Source organism: Nitrospiraceae bacterium, assembly GCA_020632595.1.
Classification (GTDB): Bacteria; Nitrospirota; Nitrospiria; order Nitrospirales; family UBA8639; genus Nitrospira_E.
Window position 1 is genome coordinate 801,594 of sequence record JACKFF010000001.1, and the last position, 18,089, is coordinate 819,682.

The 18,089-nt window shown below is 47.7% G+C and carries 14 protein-coding genes and 5 tRNA genes; 2 read left to right on the top strand and 17 right to left on the bottom strand.

The features are described from left to right. Positions 1-14: 14 nt before the first annotated feature. The 15 genes from rpsG to H6750_03765 all read right to left on the bottom strand — a co-directional run bounded on the left by rpsG (position 15) and on the right by H6750_03765 (position 14,272). Entirely contained in the window at positions 15-485 is a 471-nt protein-coding gene (gene rpsG, locus H6750_03695) for a 30S ribosomal protein S7 (GenBank protein MCB9773416.1), read from the bottom strand. A gap of 63 nt (positions 486-548) precedes the next feature. Further along, on the bottom strand, positions 549-920 hold the full coding sequence (locus H6750_03700; GenBank protein ID MCB9773417.1) for a 30S ribosomal protein S12: 372 nt from the start codon (positions 918-920) through the stop codon (positions 549-551). A 122-nt stretch (positions 921-1,042) separates the two neighbouring features. Then, complete coding sequence (rpoC, locus tag H6750_03705; GenBank protein MCB9773418.1) at positions 1,043-5,200, bottom strand: DNA-directed RNA polymerase subunit beta'; 4,158 nt, start codon at positions 5,198-5,200, stop codon at positions 1,043-1,045. Positions 5,201-5,253: 53 nt separating this feature from the next. Next, positions 5,254-9,219 carry a DNA-directed RNA polymerase subunit beta gene (gene rpoB / locus H6750_03710; GenBank protein ID MCB9773419.1) on the bottom strand — a complete coding sequence of 1,322 codons (3,966 nt, stop codon included), beginning with the start codon at positions 9,217-9,219 and terminating at the stop codon, positions 5,254-5,256. Positions 9,220-9,314: 95 nt separating this feature from the next. Next, the gene (gene rplL / locus H6750_03715; protein MCB9773420.1) at positions 9,315-10,250 is read right to left on the bottom strand and encodes a 50S ribosomal protein L7/L12; all 936 of its coding nucleotides are present in this window, start codon (positions 10,248-10,250) and stop codon (positions 9,315-9,317) included. A 30-nt stretch (positions 10,251-10,280) separates the two neighbouring features. Then, the gene (locus H6750_03720) at positions 10,281-10,973 is read right to left on the bottom strand and encodes a 50S ribosomal protein L1 (GenBank protein MCB9773421.1); all 693 of its coding nucleotides are present in this window, start codon (positions 10,971-10,973) and stop codon (positions 10,281-10,283) included. Positions 10,974-11,012: 39 nt separating this feature from the next. Further along, positions 11,013-11,438 (bottom strand): 50S ribosomal protein L11, encoded by a 426-nt coding sequence (gene rplK, locus H6750_03725; protein MCB9773422.1) that lies wholly within the window; start codon positions 11,436-11,438, stop codon positions 11,013-11,015. 56 nt (positions 11,439-11,494) lie between these two features. After that, complete coding sequence (nusG, locus tag H6750_03730; protein MCB9773423.1) at positions 11,495-12,031, bottom strand: transcription termination/antitermination protein NusG; 537 nt, start codon at positions 12,029-12,031, stop codon at positions 11,495-11,497. A 20-nt stretch (positions 12,032-12,051) separates the two neighbouring features. Next, positions 12,052-12,246, bottom strand: coding sequence for a preprotein translocase subunit SecE (gene secE / locus H6750_03735; GenBank protein MCB9773424.1), 195 nt, complete (start codon positions 12,244-12,246; stop codon positions 12,052-12,054). Positions 12,247-12,336: 90 nt separating this feature from the next. Then, positions 12,337-12,412 (bottom strand) — tRNA-Trp (locus H6750_03740). 37 nt (positions 12,413-12,449) lie between these two features. Beyond that, a complete protein-coding gene (gene rpmG, locus H6750_03745; GenBank protein MCB9773425.1) occupies positions 12,450-12,599 on the bottom strand; it encodes a 50S ribosomal protein L33 in 150 nt (49 codons plus the stop codon). 18 nt (positions 12,600-12,617) lie between these two features. After that, complete coding sequence (gene tuf / locus H6750_03750) at positions 12,618-13,823, bottom strand: elongation factor Tu (protein ID MCB9773426.1); 1,206 nt, start codon at positions 13,821-13,823, stop codon at positions 12,618-12,620. 52 nt (positions 13,824-13,875) lie between these two features. Continuing rightward, positions 13,876-13,951: transfer RNA gene (locus H6750_03755), tRNA-Thr, on the bottom strand. A 65-nt stretch (positions 13,952-14,016) separates the two neighbouring features. After that, positions 14,017-14,091, bottom strand: a tRNA-Gly gene (locus tag H6750_03760). A gap of 96 nt (positions 14,092-14,187) precedes the next feature. Next, positions 14,188-14,272, bottom strand: a tRNA-Tyr gene (locus tag H6750_03765). 398 nt (positions 14,273-14,670) lie between these two features. Between H6750_03765 and H6750_03770 the strand changes: the two genes are divergently transcribed. After that, entirely contained in the window at positions 14,671-15,150 is a 480-nt protein-coding gene (locus H6750_03770) for a DUF192 domain-containing protein (GenBank protein ID MCB9773427.1), read from the top strand. Between the two features lie 18 nt (positions 15,151-15,168). Here H6750_03770 and H6750_03775 read toward each other — a convergent pair whose 3' ends face one another. Both H6750_03775 and H6750_03780 read right to left on the bottom strand, forming a co-directional pair. Further along, on the bottom strand, positions 15,169-17,343 hold the full coding sequence (locus tag H6750_03775; protein MCB9773428.1) for a bifunctional (p)ppGpp synthetase/guanosine-3',5'-bis(diphosphate) 3'-pyrophosphohydrolase: 2,175 nt from the start codon (positions 17,341-17,343) through the stop codon (positions 15,169-15,171). 330 nt (positions 17,344-17,673) lie between these two features. After that, positions 17,674-17,874 carry a ubiquitin-like protein Pup gene (locus tag H6750_03780; protein ID MCB9773429.1) on the bottom strand — a complete coding sequence of 67 codons (201 nt, stop codon included), beginning with the start codon at positions 17,872-17,874 and terminating at the stop codon, positions 17,674-17,676. Positions 17,875-18,011: 137 nt separating this feature from the next. Here H6750_03780 and H6750_03785 point away from each other — a divergent pair. Beyond that, positions 18,012-18,086, top strand: a tRNA-Val gene (locus H6750_03785). The last annotated feature ends 3 nt before the right edge of the window (positions 18,087-18,089 follow it).

The window sequence follows — 18,089 nt, forward strand, 5'->3', positions numbered from 1 at the left end:
ATATTCAAAAAAAACTACCACCGATAATGAGCGAAAGCCCTATTAGCCTCAGCCATTCGGTGCGTTTCATCCCGCTTCTTTACCGCCGAACCGTTATTATTAGCAGCATCCATAAGTTCCGCCGCTAATTTCTCCCTCATACTCTTCCCGCTTCGGGCCAACGCACTTTGCTTAATCCACCTCAACGCCAAAGCCACCTGGCGCACAGGACGAATTTCCACAGGCACCTGATAAGACGCTCCGCCAACCCTTCTTGACTTTACCTCAACCATTGGCTTGACGTTTCCCAATGCAGCATGGAAGACCTTAAGCGGCTCCTCACCCGTCTTATCCCTGACAATATCAAATGCCCCGTAACAGACCCTTTCAGCCGTACTTTTCTTGCCGTCCTGTAGAAGAATATTTAAAAACCTACCAACAACCTGATCCTTGTACCTGGCATCATGGACAACCTTTTGACGAAGAACGAGTGGCCTACGTGGCATTTTTTCACCTAAAGAATAAACGAATTTTAAATTAAAAAAGCGAAGGTTAAAGCGCGGGACCTACTACTTGGGGCGCTTTGCACCATACTTTGATCGCCCCTGCTTCCTGTTAGCAACCCCAACGGCATCCAATGCCCCACGAATCATATGATATCTGACACCAGGAAGGTCCTTCACCCTACCGCCACGAACCAATACAATAGAATGCTCCTGCAGATTATGACCCATACCTGGTATATACGCGGTTACCTCAAGCCCCGTCGTCAATCGGACCCTTGCTACCTTTCTCAATGCAGAGTTTGGCTTCTTAGGAGTCGTAGTATACACCCTAAGACAGACCCCTCTTCGCTGAGGGCACCGATTTAAAGCCGAACTCTTACTTTTTGCTTTAATCGCCTTACGTCCGACACGCACCAACTGGTTTACTGTAGGCATATAATTTCCATTTACAATTTCTTTTCATTAAATTACAAAATTCATTCAGGCGAACCGGGTGATCTTATAGATTCATTTTCATTATGTCAAGATGCTGCTCCTCTTAAGCGCAGCATTTTAAATTATTTTTCAATTGAAGAATGAACTTTATTTAAACTTGACTGATCATCGGAAGAAAGTACCACATCTTCCTCTGTCCGCTTTGGCACAAAGGTTTCCCGATACTCCCCCCATCCTGTCCCAGCCGGGATCAACCTGCCGACGATCACATTCTCTTTCAATCCACGTAAATCATCCGTACGTCCATTAATAGCAGCCTCCGTAAGAACTCGGGTCGTCTCTTGGAAGGAAGCTCCAGAGATAAAGCTGTCAGTACTCAGAGAGGCCTTTGTGATTCCTAATAAGACAGGCTTCCCTAGCGCTGGCTGCCCACCCTCTGAAATGACCCTCTCATTCTCATCATCAAAAACAGCCTTATTGACCTGAGTACCAGGCAAGAACGAGCTATCGCCAGCATCTTCGATTCTCACCTTTTTCAGCATTTGGCGGGTGATAACCTCAATGTGCTTATCGTTAATCACAACTCCCTGCAGACGGTAAACCTCTTGCACTTCATCAACCAAATATTTCTGCAACTCCCGCGGCCCCAAGACGCTCAAAATATCATGCGGATTCGCGGACCCATCCATTAATGGCTCACCAGCCCTTACCCAATCACCTTCATGAACATTTACGTGCCGGCCACGCGGGATAAAATATTCCTTTACATCACCGATCTTGTTATCCACGACAACCTTACGTAACCCTTTCACAAAACCACCAAAAGACACTTCTCCATCAATTTCTGTGACAACCGCATGTTCCTTTGGCTTTCTCGCCTCAAACAATTCTGCTACCCGAGGCAAGCCTCCCGTAATATCCTTTGTCTTTGTGGTTTCTCTAGGTATTTTTGCCAGCACATCTCCAGGATATACAGTCGATCCTTTTTCCACAAAAATATGAGCTCCTACTGGCAGGAGATATCGTGCGGGAGATCCAGAGGAAAGCTTTGCGGTTTTCCCCGATTCGTCCTTAACGGACAACCGCGGACGCAAATTGGTCCCCGCCTGCTCAATGACCACCCTGCGGGATAAACCAGTCACTTCATCCACCTCTTCTTTCATGGTGACTCCTTCGGCAATATCACCAAAAGCCACCTTCCCCCCTACTTCAGTCAAGATGGTGAGTGAATACGGATCCCACTCCACAAACTTCTGTCCTACTTCGACCCTTCCTCCATCCGGGACTTTTATTTTTCCTCCATACACCACCGGATATTTTTCTCGCTCACGGCCAGTCTCATCAATTACCGCAACTTTCCCATTGCGTACCATTACAACCCAATCCCCTTGTCGGGTCTTTACGGCCATATTGGGATTATAAAAATCCGCATTTTTCTTTGCGTCAAAACTTAAGAATTTAATCGTTCCATCATGCTTGGATGCCAGAACCGTTTGCTCCACAACCTTACTGGCCGTGCCTCCAATATGGAATGTCCGCATGGTCAACTGGGTCCCTGGCTCACCGATAGACTGCGCCGCAATGACCCCAACAGGCTCCCCCTTTTCTACAAGGCGGCCGCGTGCTAAATCTCTGCCGTAGCATTTGGCACATACCCCCCATCTAGATTGGCATGTGAGAACTGAACGAATTTTCACGTGGTCGATTCCCGCCTCAACAATTGTCTTACAAAGCTCTTCCTCTAATTCCTCATGAGCTTTAACAATGACTTCCTGCGTGACAGGATCAAGCACATCCTCTGCTGTTAACCGCCCAAGAATGCGTTCATCCAGGGGTTGAATGACTTCTCCACCCTCGACTAACGCAGAAACAATAATCCCGTCCGTTGTGAAACAATCAGGCTCACTGATAATCACATCCTGGGCCGCATCTACAAGGCGCCTCGTGAGATATCCTGAATTTGCCGTCTTGAGTGCTGTATCAGCCAACCCCTTCCTTGCTCCATGAGTCGAGATAAAATACTGTAAAACCGTGAGACCCTCACGGAAATTAGCAGTAATTGGAGTTTCAATAATTTCTCCTGAAGGCTTAGCCATGAGACCGCGCATTCCTCCCAATTGCCGAATCTGCTGCGAACTCCCCCTTGCCCCTGAATCCGCCATCATAAAGATAGGATTGAGACCTTCTGCTGCGCCGCGCCCGCCTCCCTCTTTTATTTCCTTCATCATTTCAATGGCAACTTCTTCGCCAACATGGGCCCAAATATCGATAACCTTGTTGTATCGCTCCCCATTAGTAATCAAGCCTTCACTGTATTGTTCCTGAACTTGGGAAACATCCCCTTTGGCGCGCTCGATCAATTCCTTTTTTCGAGACGGAATATGCATGTTATCGATACAAATGGAAACGCCGGCTTTGGTTGCATAGGAGAACCCTAAATCTTTTAATTGATCAAGCATGACGACTACTTCATGCAGACCGGCCTGACGATACACACGATCAATCAGTTTCGTCAGTTCCTTTTTCGTCATAAGCTGATTCACGTGCGAAAAAGGCATGCTTCCTGGCAAAACCTCAGAAAGAATCACTCGTCCGACCGTCGTATCAATCATATCTCCATCAATGCGTACTTTTATCCTCGCCTGCTCTTCCACTTCCTGAGAATCATAGGCAATTCGAACCTCATCTGTAGAGGAAAAGATCTTTCCCTCCCCACGAGCACCGTCACGATCCTTGGTCAACCAATAACATCCTAAAACCATATCCTGAGATGGGATAGATAGGGGTCGGCCATTAGCCGGCGAAAGAACATTATTGGCCGCCATCATTAATACTCGAGCCTCAATTTGGGCTTCCACTGAAAGCGGAACATGCACAGCCATTTGATCCCCATCAAAGTCAGCATTAAACGCCGCACAGACTAAGGGATGGAGACGAATAGCCTTCCCTTCTACCAATATAGGATCAAAAGCCTGAATGCCCAGACGATGAAGAGTTGGAGCACGATTCAACATAACTGGATGCTCTCGAATCACTTCATCAAGAACATCCCAGACTTCTGGGCGCTCCTTCTCAACCAAACGCTTAGCGCTTTTGATTGTCGTTGCTGCTCCACGCTCTTCCAGTTTATGAAAGATAAACGGCTTAAATAATTCCAAAGCCATTTTCTTGGGTAATCCACATTGGTTAAGCCGTAATTCTGGACCGACCACAATCACCGACCGCCCAGAGTAATCGACCCGTTTTCCGAGGAGATTCTGCCTAAATCGTCCCTGCTTTCCTTTTAGCATATCGCTCAAAGACTTGAGAGGACGCTTATTGGCGCCACGAATGACCCGTCCACGACGCCCATTATCAAACAACGCATCGACCGCCTCCTGCAGCATTCGCATTTCATTGCGGATAATGACACCGGGAGCCTTCAATTCCACCAATCGCTTGAGACGGTTATTGCGATTAATCACTCGACGATAAAGATCATTAAGGTCCGAAGTAGCGAACCGTCCGCCATCCAAAGGCACCAGTGGGCGGAGCTCAGGTGGCAACACTGGAATGGCATCCATAATCATCCACTCTGGATTATTTCCTGATTTATGGAACGCCTCAATGACCTTCAATCGCTTCGTAAGTTTTTTCCCCACCGCCGCGGACGTCGTACTCTTAATCTTGACATGCCGTTCATCCCACAAAGCATTAATATCTACTTTGCGCAATAATTCGCGAATAGCTTCGGCACCAATTCCCACTTTAAAAGAATTGGCCCCATACTCCTCGACGCATTCACGATATCTTTCCTCGGTCAAGAGCTCTCTTTCTTTCAAATTCGTATTGCCGGTATCCAAGACCACATACGCCTCAAAGTACAGGATCTTCTCCAACTGCTTTAAACTCATATCCAAAAGAATGCCAATCCGGCTGGGCACACCCTTGAGAAACCAGATGTGAGCAACAGGAGCTGCCAATTCGATATGCCCCATTCTCTCGCGTCGAACTTTTGACTGGATGACTTCCACGCCACACTTATCACACACAATCCCACGGTGCTTCATCCGCTTGTATTTACCGCAATTACATTCCCAATCTTTGGTTGGCCCGAATATCTTTGCGCAAAACAGCCCATCCCGTTCAGGCTTAAAGGACCGATAGTTGATCGTCTCTGGCTTTTTTACCTCGCCATACGACCACGAGCGAATCTTCTCAGGCGAAGCGATACGAATTCGCATGGCATCAAATGAAACCGCATCACGAGGTTTTTCAAAAAGCGAATAGATACTATCCAAGTTCGTTCCTCCGATTATGTTGAATGATGGGACCGGACAACCACGCCAATTCTCTAATCAGCAGATTTGATCAACTCCACATCCAACCCTAAACTTTGCAATTCCTTCACTAAGACATTAAAGGACTCCGGAAGACCGGGTTCCAGAAAGTTCTCACCTTTTACGATTGCTTCATACATTCGAGACCGTCCAGGCACATCATCTGATTTCACGGTCAAAAATTCCTGCAAAGTGGAAGCCGCGCCATATGCCTGCAGAGCCCACACCTCCATCTCTCCGAGACGCTGACCGCCAAATTGAGCCTTTCCTCCAAGCGGTTGCTGCGTTACCAAAGAATAAGGTCCGATTGAGCGAGCGTGAATCTTATCGTCCACCAAATGGTGAAGTTTCAGCATATACATGTATCCCACCGTAACCGGACTCTTAAATGGTTCGCCTGTCCGTCCATCATAAACCACCGATTGTCCTGACTCAGGAAGATTCGCCTTTTTCAATAATTCTTTAATTTCCTTTTCCGAAGCTCCATCGAATACGGGAGTTTCCACCTGAATTCCCAACGCTTTTGCCGCCCACCCCAAATGCGTCTCAAGAATTTGCCCCACATTCATTCGAGAGGGAACTCCCAACGGGTTCAGGACAATCTGAACGGGCGTCCCATCCGGGAGATACGGCATATCCTCTTCAGCCATAATTCGAGAAACGACACCCTTGTTTCCATGACGGCCGGCCATTTTGTCACCCACCGCAATTTTTCTTTTAATTGCTAAATACACCTTGACCAGCTTAATGACACCGGGAGGCAATTCATCTCCACGTCGAAGACGACCAACCTTCTCATCGTATTGAGTCTGTAAGATTTCAATTTGGTCCTTCGCTTCCCTTTCAATTTCATCCAACTTTTTTTGTTCTTCAGCGTCAGCCAGAATCACCCGACGCGCATCATCATCTGATAACTTGCGAAGAACTTCGGCGGTAATTCGCCCCTTTTTCTTCAAAATCACTTCCCCACTATCAGGGTCCATTAAATCCCGTCCGACAAATTGCCCAAGCAATAGCTTCCGAATCTTACGATTTCGTTCTTCTTCGATGATCCGCAATTCTTCCTGGTAGTCCCGCTCGACTTTGACGCGATCATCCGTCTCGATTGTCCGAGACCGTTCATCTTTATCTACGCCTTTTCTGGAGAAAATTTTGACGTCCACAACAATACCTTCAATACCTGGAGGAACCTGAAGCGAGGTATCCTTCACATCTCCAGCCTTTTCCCCAAAAATCGCACGCAATAATTTTTCCTCTGGCGTCAGCTGGGTCTCTCCCTTAGGCGTGACTTTTCCCACAAGAATATCGCCTGGCTTGACTTCCGCACCGATTCTCACGATGCCGCTTTCATCCAAATTTCGAAGAGCCTCTTCCCCAAGGTTGGGAATGTCGCGAGTAATTTCTTCTTTTCCTAGCTTTGTATCACGCGCCTCCACTTCGAACTCTTCGATATGGATAGAAGTGAACACGTCTTCTTTAACCATTTTCTCGCTTAAAAGAATGGCATCCTCATAGTTGTATCCACCCCATGGCATAAAGGCGACGAGCACATTTTTTCCCAACGCCAATTCTCCGCGATCCATAGCCGGACCATCCGCAAGCACTTGCCCCTGCTTAACGGGTTGCCCAATTCGAACGATGGGAGTTTGGGTAATACACGTATTTTGATTCGTTCGCTGAAATTTAATCAAATCATAGGTATCCAGGATTCGAGATCCTTTTTTCTTATCATCTTTTTCCTTAAGTCCGGTTCTGACGACAATTCTCCTCGCATCGACCGATTCAACAATCCCATCTCGTTGAGCGATAGCTAAATATCCCGAATCTCTTGCTACGACCGCTTCCATTCCCGTCCCGACCAAAGGTGACTCACTTTTAATGGTAGGCACGGCTTGGCGTTGCATATTCGAACCCATAAGGGCCCGGTTTGCGTCATCATGCTCCAGAAATGGAATTAACGCAGTCGCCACGCTAACCACCTGTTTAGGAGAAACATCCAGATAGTCCACCTTATCGGGGGTAGTGGTTACAAATTCCCCTGCTTCTCTGGCCGTTATGGTTTCCGAGGTGAGCATCCCGTCCTTATTCATGGCTGAATTAGCCTGAGCGATGACAACCTGATCTCCATCCAATGGTGAAAGGAATTCAACCTCATCTGTGACACGACCTTTTCTCACTTTCCGAAAAGGAGCCTCTATAAACCCAAACTCATTGATCCGAGCATAAGTAGCCAATGATGTAATCAACCCAATATTGGGTCCTTCAGGCGTTTCAATAGGACAAATACGACTATAATGAGAGGGATGAACGTCCCGAACCTCAAAACCTGCACGCTCCCTGGTCAAACCTCCTGGCCCTAAAGCAGACAGCCTACGCTTATGGGTAATCTCTGCTAACGGGTTAGTTTGATCCATAAACTGCGAGAGCTGACTTCCAGCGAAAAACTCCTTAATGGCACCAACGATAGGCTTGGCATTGATCAGATCATGAGGCAACACGGTTTCCATATCGAGCAGATTCATCCGCTCCTTAATGCTTCGCTCCATTCTAGCCAGACCAATGCGGATTTGATTTTCCAATAACTCACCCACTGATCGGACACGCCGATTTCCTAAATGGTCGATATCATCAACCGCGCCTTTTCCCGCTTTAAGATCCACCAGGCATCTTACCACCTCGACAATATCTTGAGCGGATAACGTCCGTTGCTCTAATGACAAATCAAGGTTGAAGCGCTTGTTCATCTTCAACCGGCCAACAGGGGAAAGATCGTACCGCTTGGGATTCAGAAAGAGATTTTCGAACAACAACTTTGCCGACTCAATGGATGGCATTTCCCCGGGCCGAAGGCGTTTATAAATTTCCACCCAGGCCTCTTCCTTTGAATTAGTCCGCTCGGCTTCCAATGTATCCAGAATGACAGGACTGGTCGTAGGGCTATCCAGGTATATAACCTTAAATCCTTCAACTCCGCTTTCAAGAATTCGCTCCATTACCGGTGCCGTGAGTCGTTGATTTTTTTCTAAAATTACTTCCTGAGTTCCAGGATCAACAAGTTCGGTTAACACGGCCCGACCAACCAAATCTTCCTGCTTGATAGGAATTTCTTTGATTCCAGCTGCACGTATACGCCCCATAAGAGTTTTATTGAGCTTGGTACCTTCTTTTACCAAAGGCTCATTAGATCCCTTCTCAAAGAGGTCTGCCGGAGATCGCAATCCTGCATGAATGTCTGGATCAAGCTTGCGGAGCAAACCACCATTCACGACGCGAACTTCCTCTACAGGGTAATACATCTTAAGAAGGTCATCAGTGCTAAAACCAAAACCTTTTAATAAAATTGTGGCAGGCATTTTCCTGCGGCGATCAATTCGTACATACAAAATATCTTTGGCATCATACTCAAAGTCGAGCCATGACCCTCGATAAGGGATGATCCGACCTGAAAACAAGACTTTCCCGCTTGAATGAGTCCGGCCCTTGTCATGCCCAAATGAAGGCCCAGGAGACCGATGCAACTGACTGACTGCCACCCGCTCCGTGCCATTCACCATAAAGGTGCCCCGCTCGGTCATCAATGGCAGTTCACCGACATAGACTTCTTGCTCCCTGACATCAAGAACCCTGTTTTTTACACTTTTATCTTGTTGATCGAAAACAACCAATCGCACCCGAAGCTTTAACGGTGCGGCAAAGGTCATTCCCTGCTCTATACACTCCCTTGTGTCATACTTTGGCGTTCCCAGGGAATAGCTGGAAAATTCTAAAATGGCCGAATTGTTATAATCCATAATGGGAAACACACTTTTAAACGCTGCATGCAATCCCTTGTCCTCACGACGATCCGGCAATGTCTCCGCCTGCAAAAATTCCTCATAGGAACGACGCTGCACCTCCACTAAATCCGGAATTTCTATATGTGAGCGAATTTTTGAAAAGCTATGTCGCTGAACACTGCCCTCAAAGGCTGGTTGTCCCATTCCTGTCTCCTTAAGGATTAACGGCCACCTCAGCTTCCTGCTGGCCCTCGAACCTTCCTAAGTCTCTATTCCGGGTCCTCAAAATGAGGAAAACGCTACTTCACCTCAACGGTCGCACCAACCTCTTGAAGCTTCTTCTTAATAGTTTCCGATTCTTCTTTGGACACGCCCTCTTTTACCGCCTTCGGGGCCGCCTCAACGAGATCCTTAGCTTCCTTCAAACCCAACCCAGTAATCTCTCGCACCACCTTGATGACTTGTATCTTTTTATCCGCTGGGGCACTTCCCAATACTACGGTAAACTCGGTCTGTTCTTCAGCGGCAGGAGCCGCCGCGCCCACTGCAGCAGCCATGACCCCAACAGGTGCCGCTGCCGTCACACCAAATCGCTCCTCCAGACCCTTCACAAGATCCGACAATTCCAGGACACTCATGCCCTCTATAACTTTAATGAAATCTTCCTTGGACATTTTTGCCTCTGTTGCACTCATCTCCCCTTCTCCTTTCTGCGTTTTGTTTTCTTGTATTGCGGCTAACACCGCAACAATACTTCTTACAATTTGACCTAAAACCCCGACAAACCCTCGAATGGGCCCTTGGAAGGCCGACAACAACATCGACAACAATTCTGCCTTTGACGGCAAATCCGCCACAGAAGAGAGACGAGCTGGATCCAACTCGACCCCGTCCAGAATTGCCCCTTTGAGCTGCAATTTCTCTTCACATTTCTCACTTTTAATAAAATCCCGAATAACTTTCGCAGGCAATACTGGATCATCATATCCAATAACCAATGCCGATTGCCCCTTAAAAAATGGTTGCAAAGGAACCAGGGTCGTTCCCCCAATAGCTCTCACGGCAAGGGTGTTCTTTACCACATGAAAGTTTGACTTCGCCTGACGAAGTTTTTTTCGCAAATCATTAATTTGATTTACGGGCATACCTGCGCACTCCGTTACAATGGCTATCCGCGCTCGAGCGAATTGCTCATGCATGACTGCCACAGCTTCATTTTTATCAGTTTTTTTCATACCTCGAACTCACCTGCTGAGATTAAAGTTTCAACTGACCTGCTTTGCAATCGCGGCTCCGTCCAGATGGATACCTGGTCCCATCGTGCTGGACAATGTCGCACTTTTCACATACTTCCCTTTACTGGAAGAGGGCTTAGCCTTCATGATGGAATCAAAAACCGACTGAGTATTTTCTCTAATTTGTTGCCCCTGAAAAGACACCTTTCCAACAGGAACATGAATGTTGCCCGCCTTATCAACCTTATACTCAACTCTCCCCCTTCTGATCTCCTGAATGGCTTTCCCCACCTCAAAGGTCACCGTTCCAGTCTTAGGATTTGGCATTAATCCTCGTGGACCCAACACCTTCCCCATTCTCCCGACAGCACCCATCATGTCCGGGGTCGCTATCATGGAGTCAAATTCCAGCCATCCATCTTGGATTTTCTGCAAAAGGTCATCGCTCCCCACAAAATCGGCCCCAGCTTCCCTGGCCTCCTGCTCCTTCTCTCCTTTTGCAATCACTAAAATCCTGACTTTTTTCCCCGTACCGTGAGGAAGGACCGTAGTCCCGCGAACCATCTGATCCGCACGCTTGGGATCTACCCCAAGGCAAAGTGACAGCTCTACCGTCTCATCGAATTTGGCAAATGCAACCTGCTTTACCAGGTCACTGGCCTCCTCCAATGAATATAGGGCCTTTGTTACCTTCGCTAAAGCCGATTCAAATTTCTTTCCCACGGCGCATACCCTCTGTTAAAAGCCTCACCATATTATTATTTACCCTTCAACCGTAATGCCCATACTTCTCGCGGTTCCTGCAATCACATTCATCGCTGCTGGAATATCACTGGCATTCAGATCTTCTACCTTCAACTTAGCAATGTCCTCTAGCTGTGCCATGGTGATTGTCCCAACTTTATTTTTATGGGGAATCCCGGAACCCTTTATGATACCTGCAGCCTTCTTCAGTAAATCTGATGCCGGAGGAGTCTTGGTCACGAAGCTGAAACTTCTATCCTTATAAACAGAAATGACTACCGGGATAATGCTACCCTCTTGCTTCTGAGTTCTGGCATTAAACTGTTTACAAAACTCCATAATGTTCACTCCATGTTGCCCCAAGGAAGGCCCAACAGGAGGAGCAGGATTGGCTTTTCCAGCCGGAATTTGCAATTTAATTTGACTAGTTACTTCTTTGGCCATGCCTTCACCTACCTTAAATCGACTTGCATATTAAAAAAGGAATACTCAAATTGTCTTTAAACTCGCTCAACCTGAGAAAACGCCAACTCCACAGGGGTTGAACGACCAAAAATACTGACTAGCGCCTTGACCCGGCCATGATCCTGATCCACCTCATCCACCAATCCATTGAATCCCAAAAACGGGCCATCCACAATTCGGACATTGTCCCCTTTTGAAAAGTTGGCTAACTCCCTTGGAGCCGTTACGCCTGACTCCAACTGCTTCAAAAGCGTGGCGACCTCATCGGGATCAAGCGGGATTGGCCTGGTTCCGCCTCCAATAAAACCCGTCACCTTGGGGGTCTCCTTGATCATAGCAACGACCTCATCCCCAAGTGGGCCATTTGCTTCAAGCAGAACATACCCGGGAAAAAATTTTCGTTTAGAGGCTCGGCGCTTTCCTTCTTTAAATTCCACTACATCCTCAGTAGGAACCAGGACTTGCGCCACAGAATCCGCCATACCCAATTGATTTGCCCGCTCGACAATTCCAGCCCGAACCCGCCCCTCATATCCCGCATAGGTGTGAATGACATACCAATGACTCGACATGAATTCCCTTCTAATAGATGCTAAATAATCCTACTAATTAACCAAACAAGAAATGAATCTACCACGGAGAGGTACAAGGACATGATCACGCAAAACAACAAAACCACCGTGGTCGACCCGATCGTCTCAGACTTAGTAGGATAAGAAATTTTTTTAAGTTCCCCACGCACGTCAGACAAAAACTCGGTAATGGAAAACCATATCTTCTTAAACACGACTCACCCCCTCAGCCTTTATCGAAACCCCGCCACTATTCAAACAAACTCTCCCGCTCTTTTTTTGCACATGACATGCATAGCCAAGTATGGCAGGGGCACAGGGATTCGAACCCGGACTTTCGGTTTTGGAGACCGACGTGCTAGCCGTTGACACCATGCCCCTCCAACCTGCACGTAACCTAAATGACCCACACTATCAATTATTTCACCTCTTTGTGAGGGCTATGCTTTCGACAAAACCGGCAGTATTTTTTTACTTCGAGCCGATCTGGATCGTTTTTCTTGTTTTTCATTGTCGAATAATTTCGGCGTTTGCAATCTCCGCACGCTAGAGAAATAATGACTCTCATCGATACACCCCTATGTTCTTACGCGACGATTTCCGTGACCACCCCGGCTCCAACCGTTCGGCCCCCTTCTCGCACTGCAAATCGCACCCCTTGCTCCATTGCAATCGGGGAGATCAACTCCCCTTCAAACGACACATTATCCCCCGGCATCACCATCTCCACCCCCGGGTTTAATTGCACCACGCCCGTGACATCCGTCGTCCGGAAGTAAAACTGCGGTCTATAGCCATTAAAAAACGGCGTATGCCGCCCGCCCTCTTCCTTCGTCAAAATATACACTTCCGCCTTGAATTTCGTATGCGGCGTTATACTCTTCGGCTTGGCTAACACCATGCCCCGCTCCACATCCTCTTTCTTCGTGCCCCGCAACAGCGCCCCAATATTGTCACCCGCCTGCCCCTCATCCAACACCTTCCGGAACATTTCCACACCCGTGACAATCGTCGTCTGCGTCGGCTTCAGCCCTACAATCTCAATTTCATCGCCCACCTTGACTACGCCGCGCTCCACCCGGCCCGTCACCACCGTCCCCCGCCCGCTGATCGTAAAGACATCTTCAATCGGCATCAAAAACGGCTTCTCAATGGCTCGCTGCGGAGTCGGGATGTAACTATCGATCGCCTCCAATAACCGCATAATCGACGGCACGCCCACCTCACTCTGATCCCCTTCAATGGCCTTGATCGCTGACCCGATGACCACCGGCACATCATCGCCCGGAAAACCATACTTCGTGAGCAACTCCCGCACCTCCAACTCCACCAACTCCAGCAATTCCTTGTCTTCCACCTTATCCGCTTTATTCAAAAAGACCACGATAAACGGGACCCCCACCTGCCGGGCCAACAAAATATGCTCCCGCGTTTGCGGCATCGGCCCATCGGCGGCACTGACCACCAAAATCGCACCGTCCATTTGCGCCGCCCCCGTAATCATGTTCTTCACATAATCCGCATGCCCCGGGCAGTCGACGTGCGCATAATGTCGATTGTCCGTCTCATATTCCACATGGGAGATCGCAATGGTGAGAATTTTGGTCGGATCCCGTCGCCCCTGACTCTCACTCGCCTTGGCGACTTCATCATAGGGAACAAACTTCGCCTTCCCCGTATCACCCATCACTTTCGTCAAGGCCGACGTCAGGGTCGTCTTCCCATGGTCAACGTGCCCGATCGTCCCCACATTGACATGCGGCTTCTTCCGCTCAAATTTCGCCTTCGCCATGCCCTACCTCTTCCTTAAAAATGCGACGCAATAATTTCAATTCTATCGTTGCTGGAGCCCACGACGCGGATCGAACGCGTGACCTCGTCCTTACCAAGGACGTGCTCTACCAACTGAGCTACATGGGCCCTATCACTTTCTCGAGAAGATCTTTGCCTCAATCAGGTACGCAAATCTAAACCCACCCAAAAAATGGAGCGGGCGACGGGATTTGAACCCGCGACAGCCAGCTTGGAAGGCTGGAACTCTACCACTGAGCTACGCCCGCAGCTTGGTTTAAACCCTATACGGTAATAATTAGAAACTTTTGCCTCAAGAGCCCATCTCGCTGTATCCACTAGATCCCGTCCTTTTCAGTCAATCATGGTGGGCAGGCAAGGGTTCGAACCTTGGAAGCCGATGGCAGCAGATTTACAGTCTGCCCCCGTTGACCGCTTGGGTACCTGCCCTTTGAATGAGTAGGACCGTCTTCTACTTAAACCGCTTTGGAATTACATCATGGAAATTATTAAGATGAAGATCTTTTTGAAGTGAAGACAAACAAGGCAGAAATTAGCCCCTGCATGTACAGATCATCAACAAAAACATTTGCATTTTGTTCTAAAAACAGGAGCAGAACAAATTCGCTCTTCTTGTAAACGAATCATTATAATTTCCAAAGATGGTCTGGTCAAGACCCTCCTGTGGACCTTACGTGCTTAAGACAAGAGAAAATCTTATTTGACAAACCCGCTCTCCCCACGCCACATTCCTAGAAATGGATTCCCTCATAAAGCATCTTCGCCTACCCTTAGCATGCCAAGAGAAAAGCCAGCTGAACTTTCATTGCTGGGCCTTGATCGTCATCGTGCCGTTTTGGTTAGGCATGGCCTTAATCATGGGATGCCCCATAAACACTTTTGGCGAAATAAATGACGGACAGGATAACGGGCTTGCAACCATCACAACGCCCAAAGGATCAACAATCTTCGCAGAGGTGGCAGATACCTCAAATAAAAGAGCTCAAGGCCTGATGTACCGGACGGCCATGGAGGAGGATCATGGGATGCTCTTCATTTTTCCAGAATTAGGGTATTGGACCTTTTGGATGAAAAACACCAAAATCCCACTTGATATACTCTGGCTGGATAAGAAGGGAACCATCATTCACATTGAAGCAAATGTCCCTATTTGCACGAGAGTAGATGATCACTGCCCACGCCATTATTCATATAAACAGTCATGGCAAGTCCTTGAACTTAATGCCGGAATCGCAGAAAAACTCCAACTCCAACCTGGAAGCCGATTGACCATTTCATTGCCTCCACAAATCCATACCCCCTCTTAGTTGCCCCTAACATTGCCGTTACCATCCTCGCACCCGCTTGGCAGAAAGAATGCCCTCAACTCGTTGAATTTCCTGCAGGATAAGTTCAAGATGGGCAGTATTTTTGACTTCGATAACAAAGTCCAATACGGCCTTTCGATCCTCTCTGGTAGAAATCTCTGCCCTGGTAATATTAGCTTGACACTGAGAAATTCCAGCGGAGACCTTTGCCAGCACTCCAGTTCGATCCAGGGTCAAAACTGACACTTCAACTGAATGCGTGCCGTCTAGCTCCGAATCCCACTCCACCTCCACCAAACGATTGTGATCCCATTCTAATGATTGAAAGTTCGGACAATCGATCGCATGAATGGTCAACCCTCTGCCTCGGGTAATATATCCACGAATCGGCTCACCAGGAACCGGCTTACAACACTTGGAGAGTTGCATCAAAACATCTTTGGTTCCCCCAAACTTCACAGATCCTTCCCGAAGGAGTCCAGGGAGCTTTTGCTGAGGAGAGTGAGAGACACCCTTCGTGGGAGACGAAGCCCCCTGTTCATTACCTTCGTAAAAGTGACTGACAATTTGATCTGGAGACAAACGGCCGAATCCAACCTGCCGGATCAATTCTTCCACCGTTTCACTGCCCTTTGCTTTGGCCATTGATGACAGTCGATCAGATTTCAACGATTGTGCGACAGGAAGATTATGTCTCCGAAATTCTTGCTCCAACAGCCGTCGCCCAAGTTCCAGTGCCCGCTTTTGCTCTTCAACTTTAAACCAATGCTTGATTTTCGTTTTGGCCCTGGAAGTTCGGACAAATTTCAACCAACCTCGATGAGGTACCTGCGAGGGAGAAGTCAGAATCTCTACCATATCCCCACTGGTTAATTGATAACGGAGAGGAACTAACTTCCCATTAATTTTTGCCCCGACACAATGATCTCCAATTTCCGTATGAATCGCATATGCAAAATCTAATGGAGTGGCCCCGACAGGGATTTCCCGGACTTCGCCTGTTGGAGTAAACACAAACACAACATCATGGAATAAATCCAATTTAACCGAATCCATAAACTGGCGGTTATCAGCGAGATCCTTATGCCATTCCACAAACTGCCTGAGCCAGCTAAAGACCTGCTCGTCCCGTTCGCCAACTTTTCCAGGCTCCTTATAGAGCCAATGGGCTGCCACACCGTATTCATTAATTCGATGCATATCCGCCGTCCGGATTTGGAATTCCACATACTCTCCTTGCGGGCCAACAACTGTCGTGTGTAACGATTGATACAAGTTAGAACGTGGAGTTGCAATGTAATCCTTAAAGCGACCAGGGACGGGAGGCCAAATGGAATGCAGCAATCCCAAAATGGCGTAACAATTCATTTTGGTATCCGTCACAATACGGACCGCCGTCAAATCAAAGATTTCGTCAAAAGAGACGGACCGGCGCTCCATTTTCTGATAGATACTAAAGAGATGCTTGGGACGTCCATCGATCTGTCCCGGCAGCCCTGCGTCCAAAAGGGCCTGCTGAGCCAGGTGAATCAGGGATTGAATATACTCCTGACGCTCCTCATCCTTTTTAGCCAACCGTAGCTTTAAATGCGACCAGGCATCCGGTTCCAAATATTGGAAACACAAATCCTCCAGCTGCTGCTTAATCCAACTCATACCAAGCCGGTTGGCTAGCGGCGCATAAATTTCCATTGTTTCTTGTGCAATTTTTTTCCGTTTTTCGTCCGACAACGCCTCAAGTGTCTGCATGTTATGCAATCGATCCGCTAACTTGATAAACACCACTCGAATATCATCAGCCATAGAGAGAACCATCTTGCGGAAATTTTCCGCCTGCTTCTCTGCATCGGTTTTAAAAGGAATTTGCCCAATTTTTGTGACACCCTCCACTAAACGCGCCACGTCGCTTCCAAATTCTTTTTCTAACTCGGCTCTTGTCGCTACGGTATCTTCGAGCGTGTCATGTAATAGTCCAGCGACAATCGCGGGAACGTCCAATTTCAAAAAAGTTAAAATCCCAGCGACCGCTAATGGATGCTGGACATAAGGTTCGCCAGTTCGTCGAGTTTGCCCTTCATGTGCTTTGGCGGAATAATCATAAGCTCGTTTAATGAAGTCCGTATCAGCCTCGGGGTAATAGGCTTTCACCTGATCCATGAGTTGCACAATATCGGTCAAATGCGTCACACCCATTTTTTAGTCCTTCATCCAATTGTCTCGGGACATTGCCAGCAAATCATAGCAAAAAACAGAGGAAAATGCTCCGTCTTTTCCTTCCGGAAGCGGTATTCGGCAATCCCATCCCGAGGTATCTAGAAGGAAGAGGCTCCATTCCCCATGAAGGACAGGATATTGCGCATTCATCGAACTGAATTAGAATAAACACGATGCGTAAGGTTGTGAGGCCGTGAGCCATTCACTGAAAATAATCCCGAGAAAAACAGGTAATGGCAAGGGAGTTTACTATCCGGAGAGTGAAAGAGGGCAGGAGAGAATTTCTAGAAATCAACAAACCTATCGCATTTATTCTCCACCTTTTTGCACATAATTTTTGACAAATTCAGCCGCATTTTCCTCTAAAACTTTATCAATTTCATCAACCAGTTCATCCATTTCTTCTTTCAGACGTTGGCCGGTCTCCGCAACATTTGGATCAGCCTGAACATCCTCTGTTTCTTTAGGGCTTGGTTTTCGAGATTCGTATTTACGCTCTTGCTTGTCCATGGTGCACCTCCTTGGTCAAGTCGATGAAACACCCTCTCTCAGCCTACTCCACACTTTCTGCTACCGTCAAGACAACCATTGTTACCCCCTAGGACTTCATTGCTCCCTTCCCAGCATTATGATAAATTGCGCCTCTCGGGCGATTAGCTCAGTGGAAGAGCGCTTCCTTCACACGGAAGAGGCCACTGGTTCGATCCCAGTATCGCCCACCATAA

Coding starts and splice junctions, on each gene's coding strand:
- H6750_03775 (MCB9773428.1), bottom strand. CDS start 17,343: ATGGGTGTGACGCATTTGACCGATATTGTGCAACTCATGGATCAGGTG.
- H6750_03700 (MCB9773417.1), bottom strand. CDS start 920: ATGCCTACAGTAAACCAGTTGGTGCGTGTCGGACGTAAGGCGATTAAA.
- rplL (MCB9773420.1), bottom strand. CDS start 10,250: ATGAAAAAAACTGATAAAAATGAAGCTGTGGCAGTCATGCATGAGCAA.
- rpoB (MCB9773419.1), bottom strand. CDS start 9,219: ATGGGACAACCAGCCTTTGAGGGCAGTGTTCAGCGACATAGCTTTTCA.
- rplK (MCB9773422.1), bottom strand. CDS start 11,438: ATGGCCAAAGAAGTAACTAGTCAAATTAAATTGCAAATTCCGGCTGGA.
- rpsG (MCB9773416.1), bottom strand. CDS start 485: ATGCCACGTAGGCCACTCGTTCTTCGTCAAAAGGTTGTCCATGATGCC.
- tuf (MCB9773426.1), bottom strand. CDS start 13,823: ATGGCGAAGGCGAAATTTGAGCGGAAGAAGCCGCATGTCAATGTGGGG.
- rpmG (MCB9773425.1), bottom strand. CDS start 12,599: ATGAGAGTCATTATTTCTCTAGCGTGCGGAGATTGCAAACGCCGAAAT.
- H6750_03780 (MCB9773429.1), bottom strand. CDS start 17,874: ATGGACAAGCAAGAGCGTAAATACGAATCTCGAAAACCAAGCCCTAAA.
- nusG (MCB9773423.1), bottom strand. CDS start 12,031: ATGTCGAGTCATTGGTATGTCATTCACACCTATGCGGGATATGAGGGG.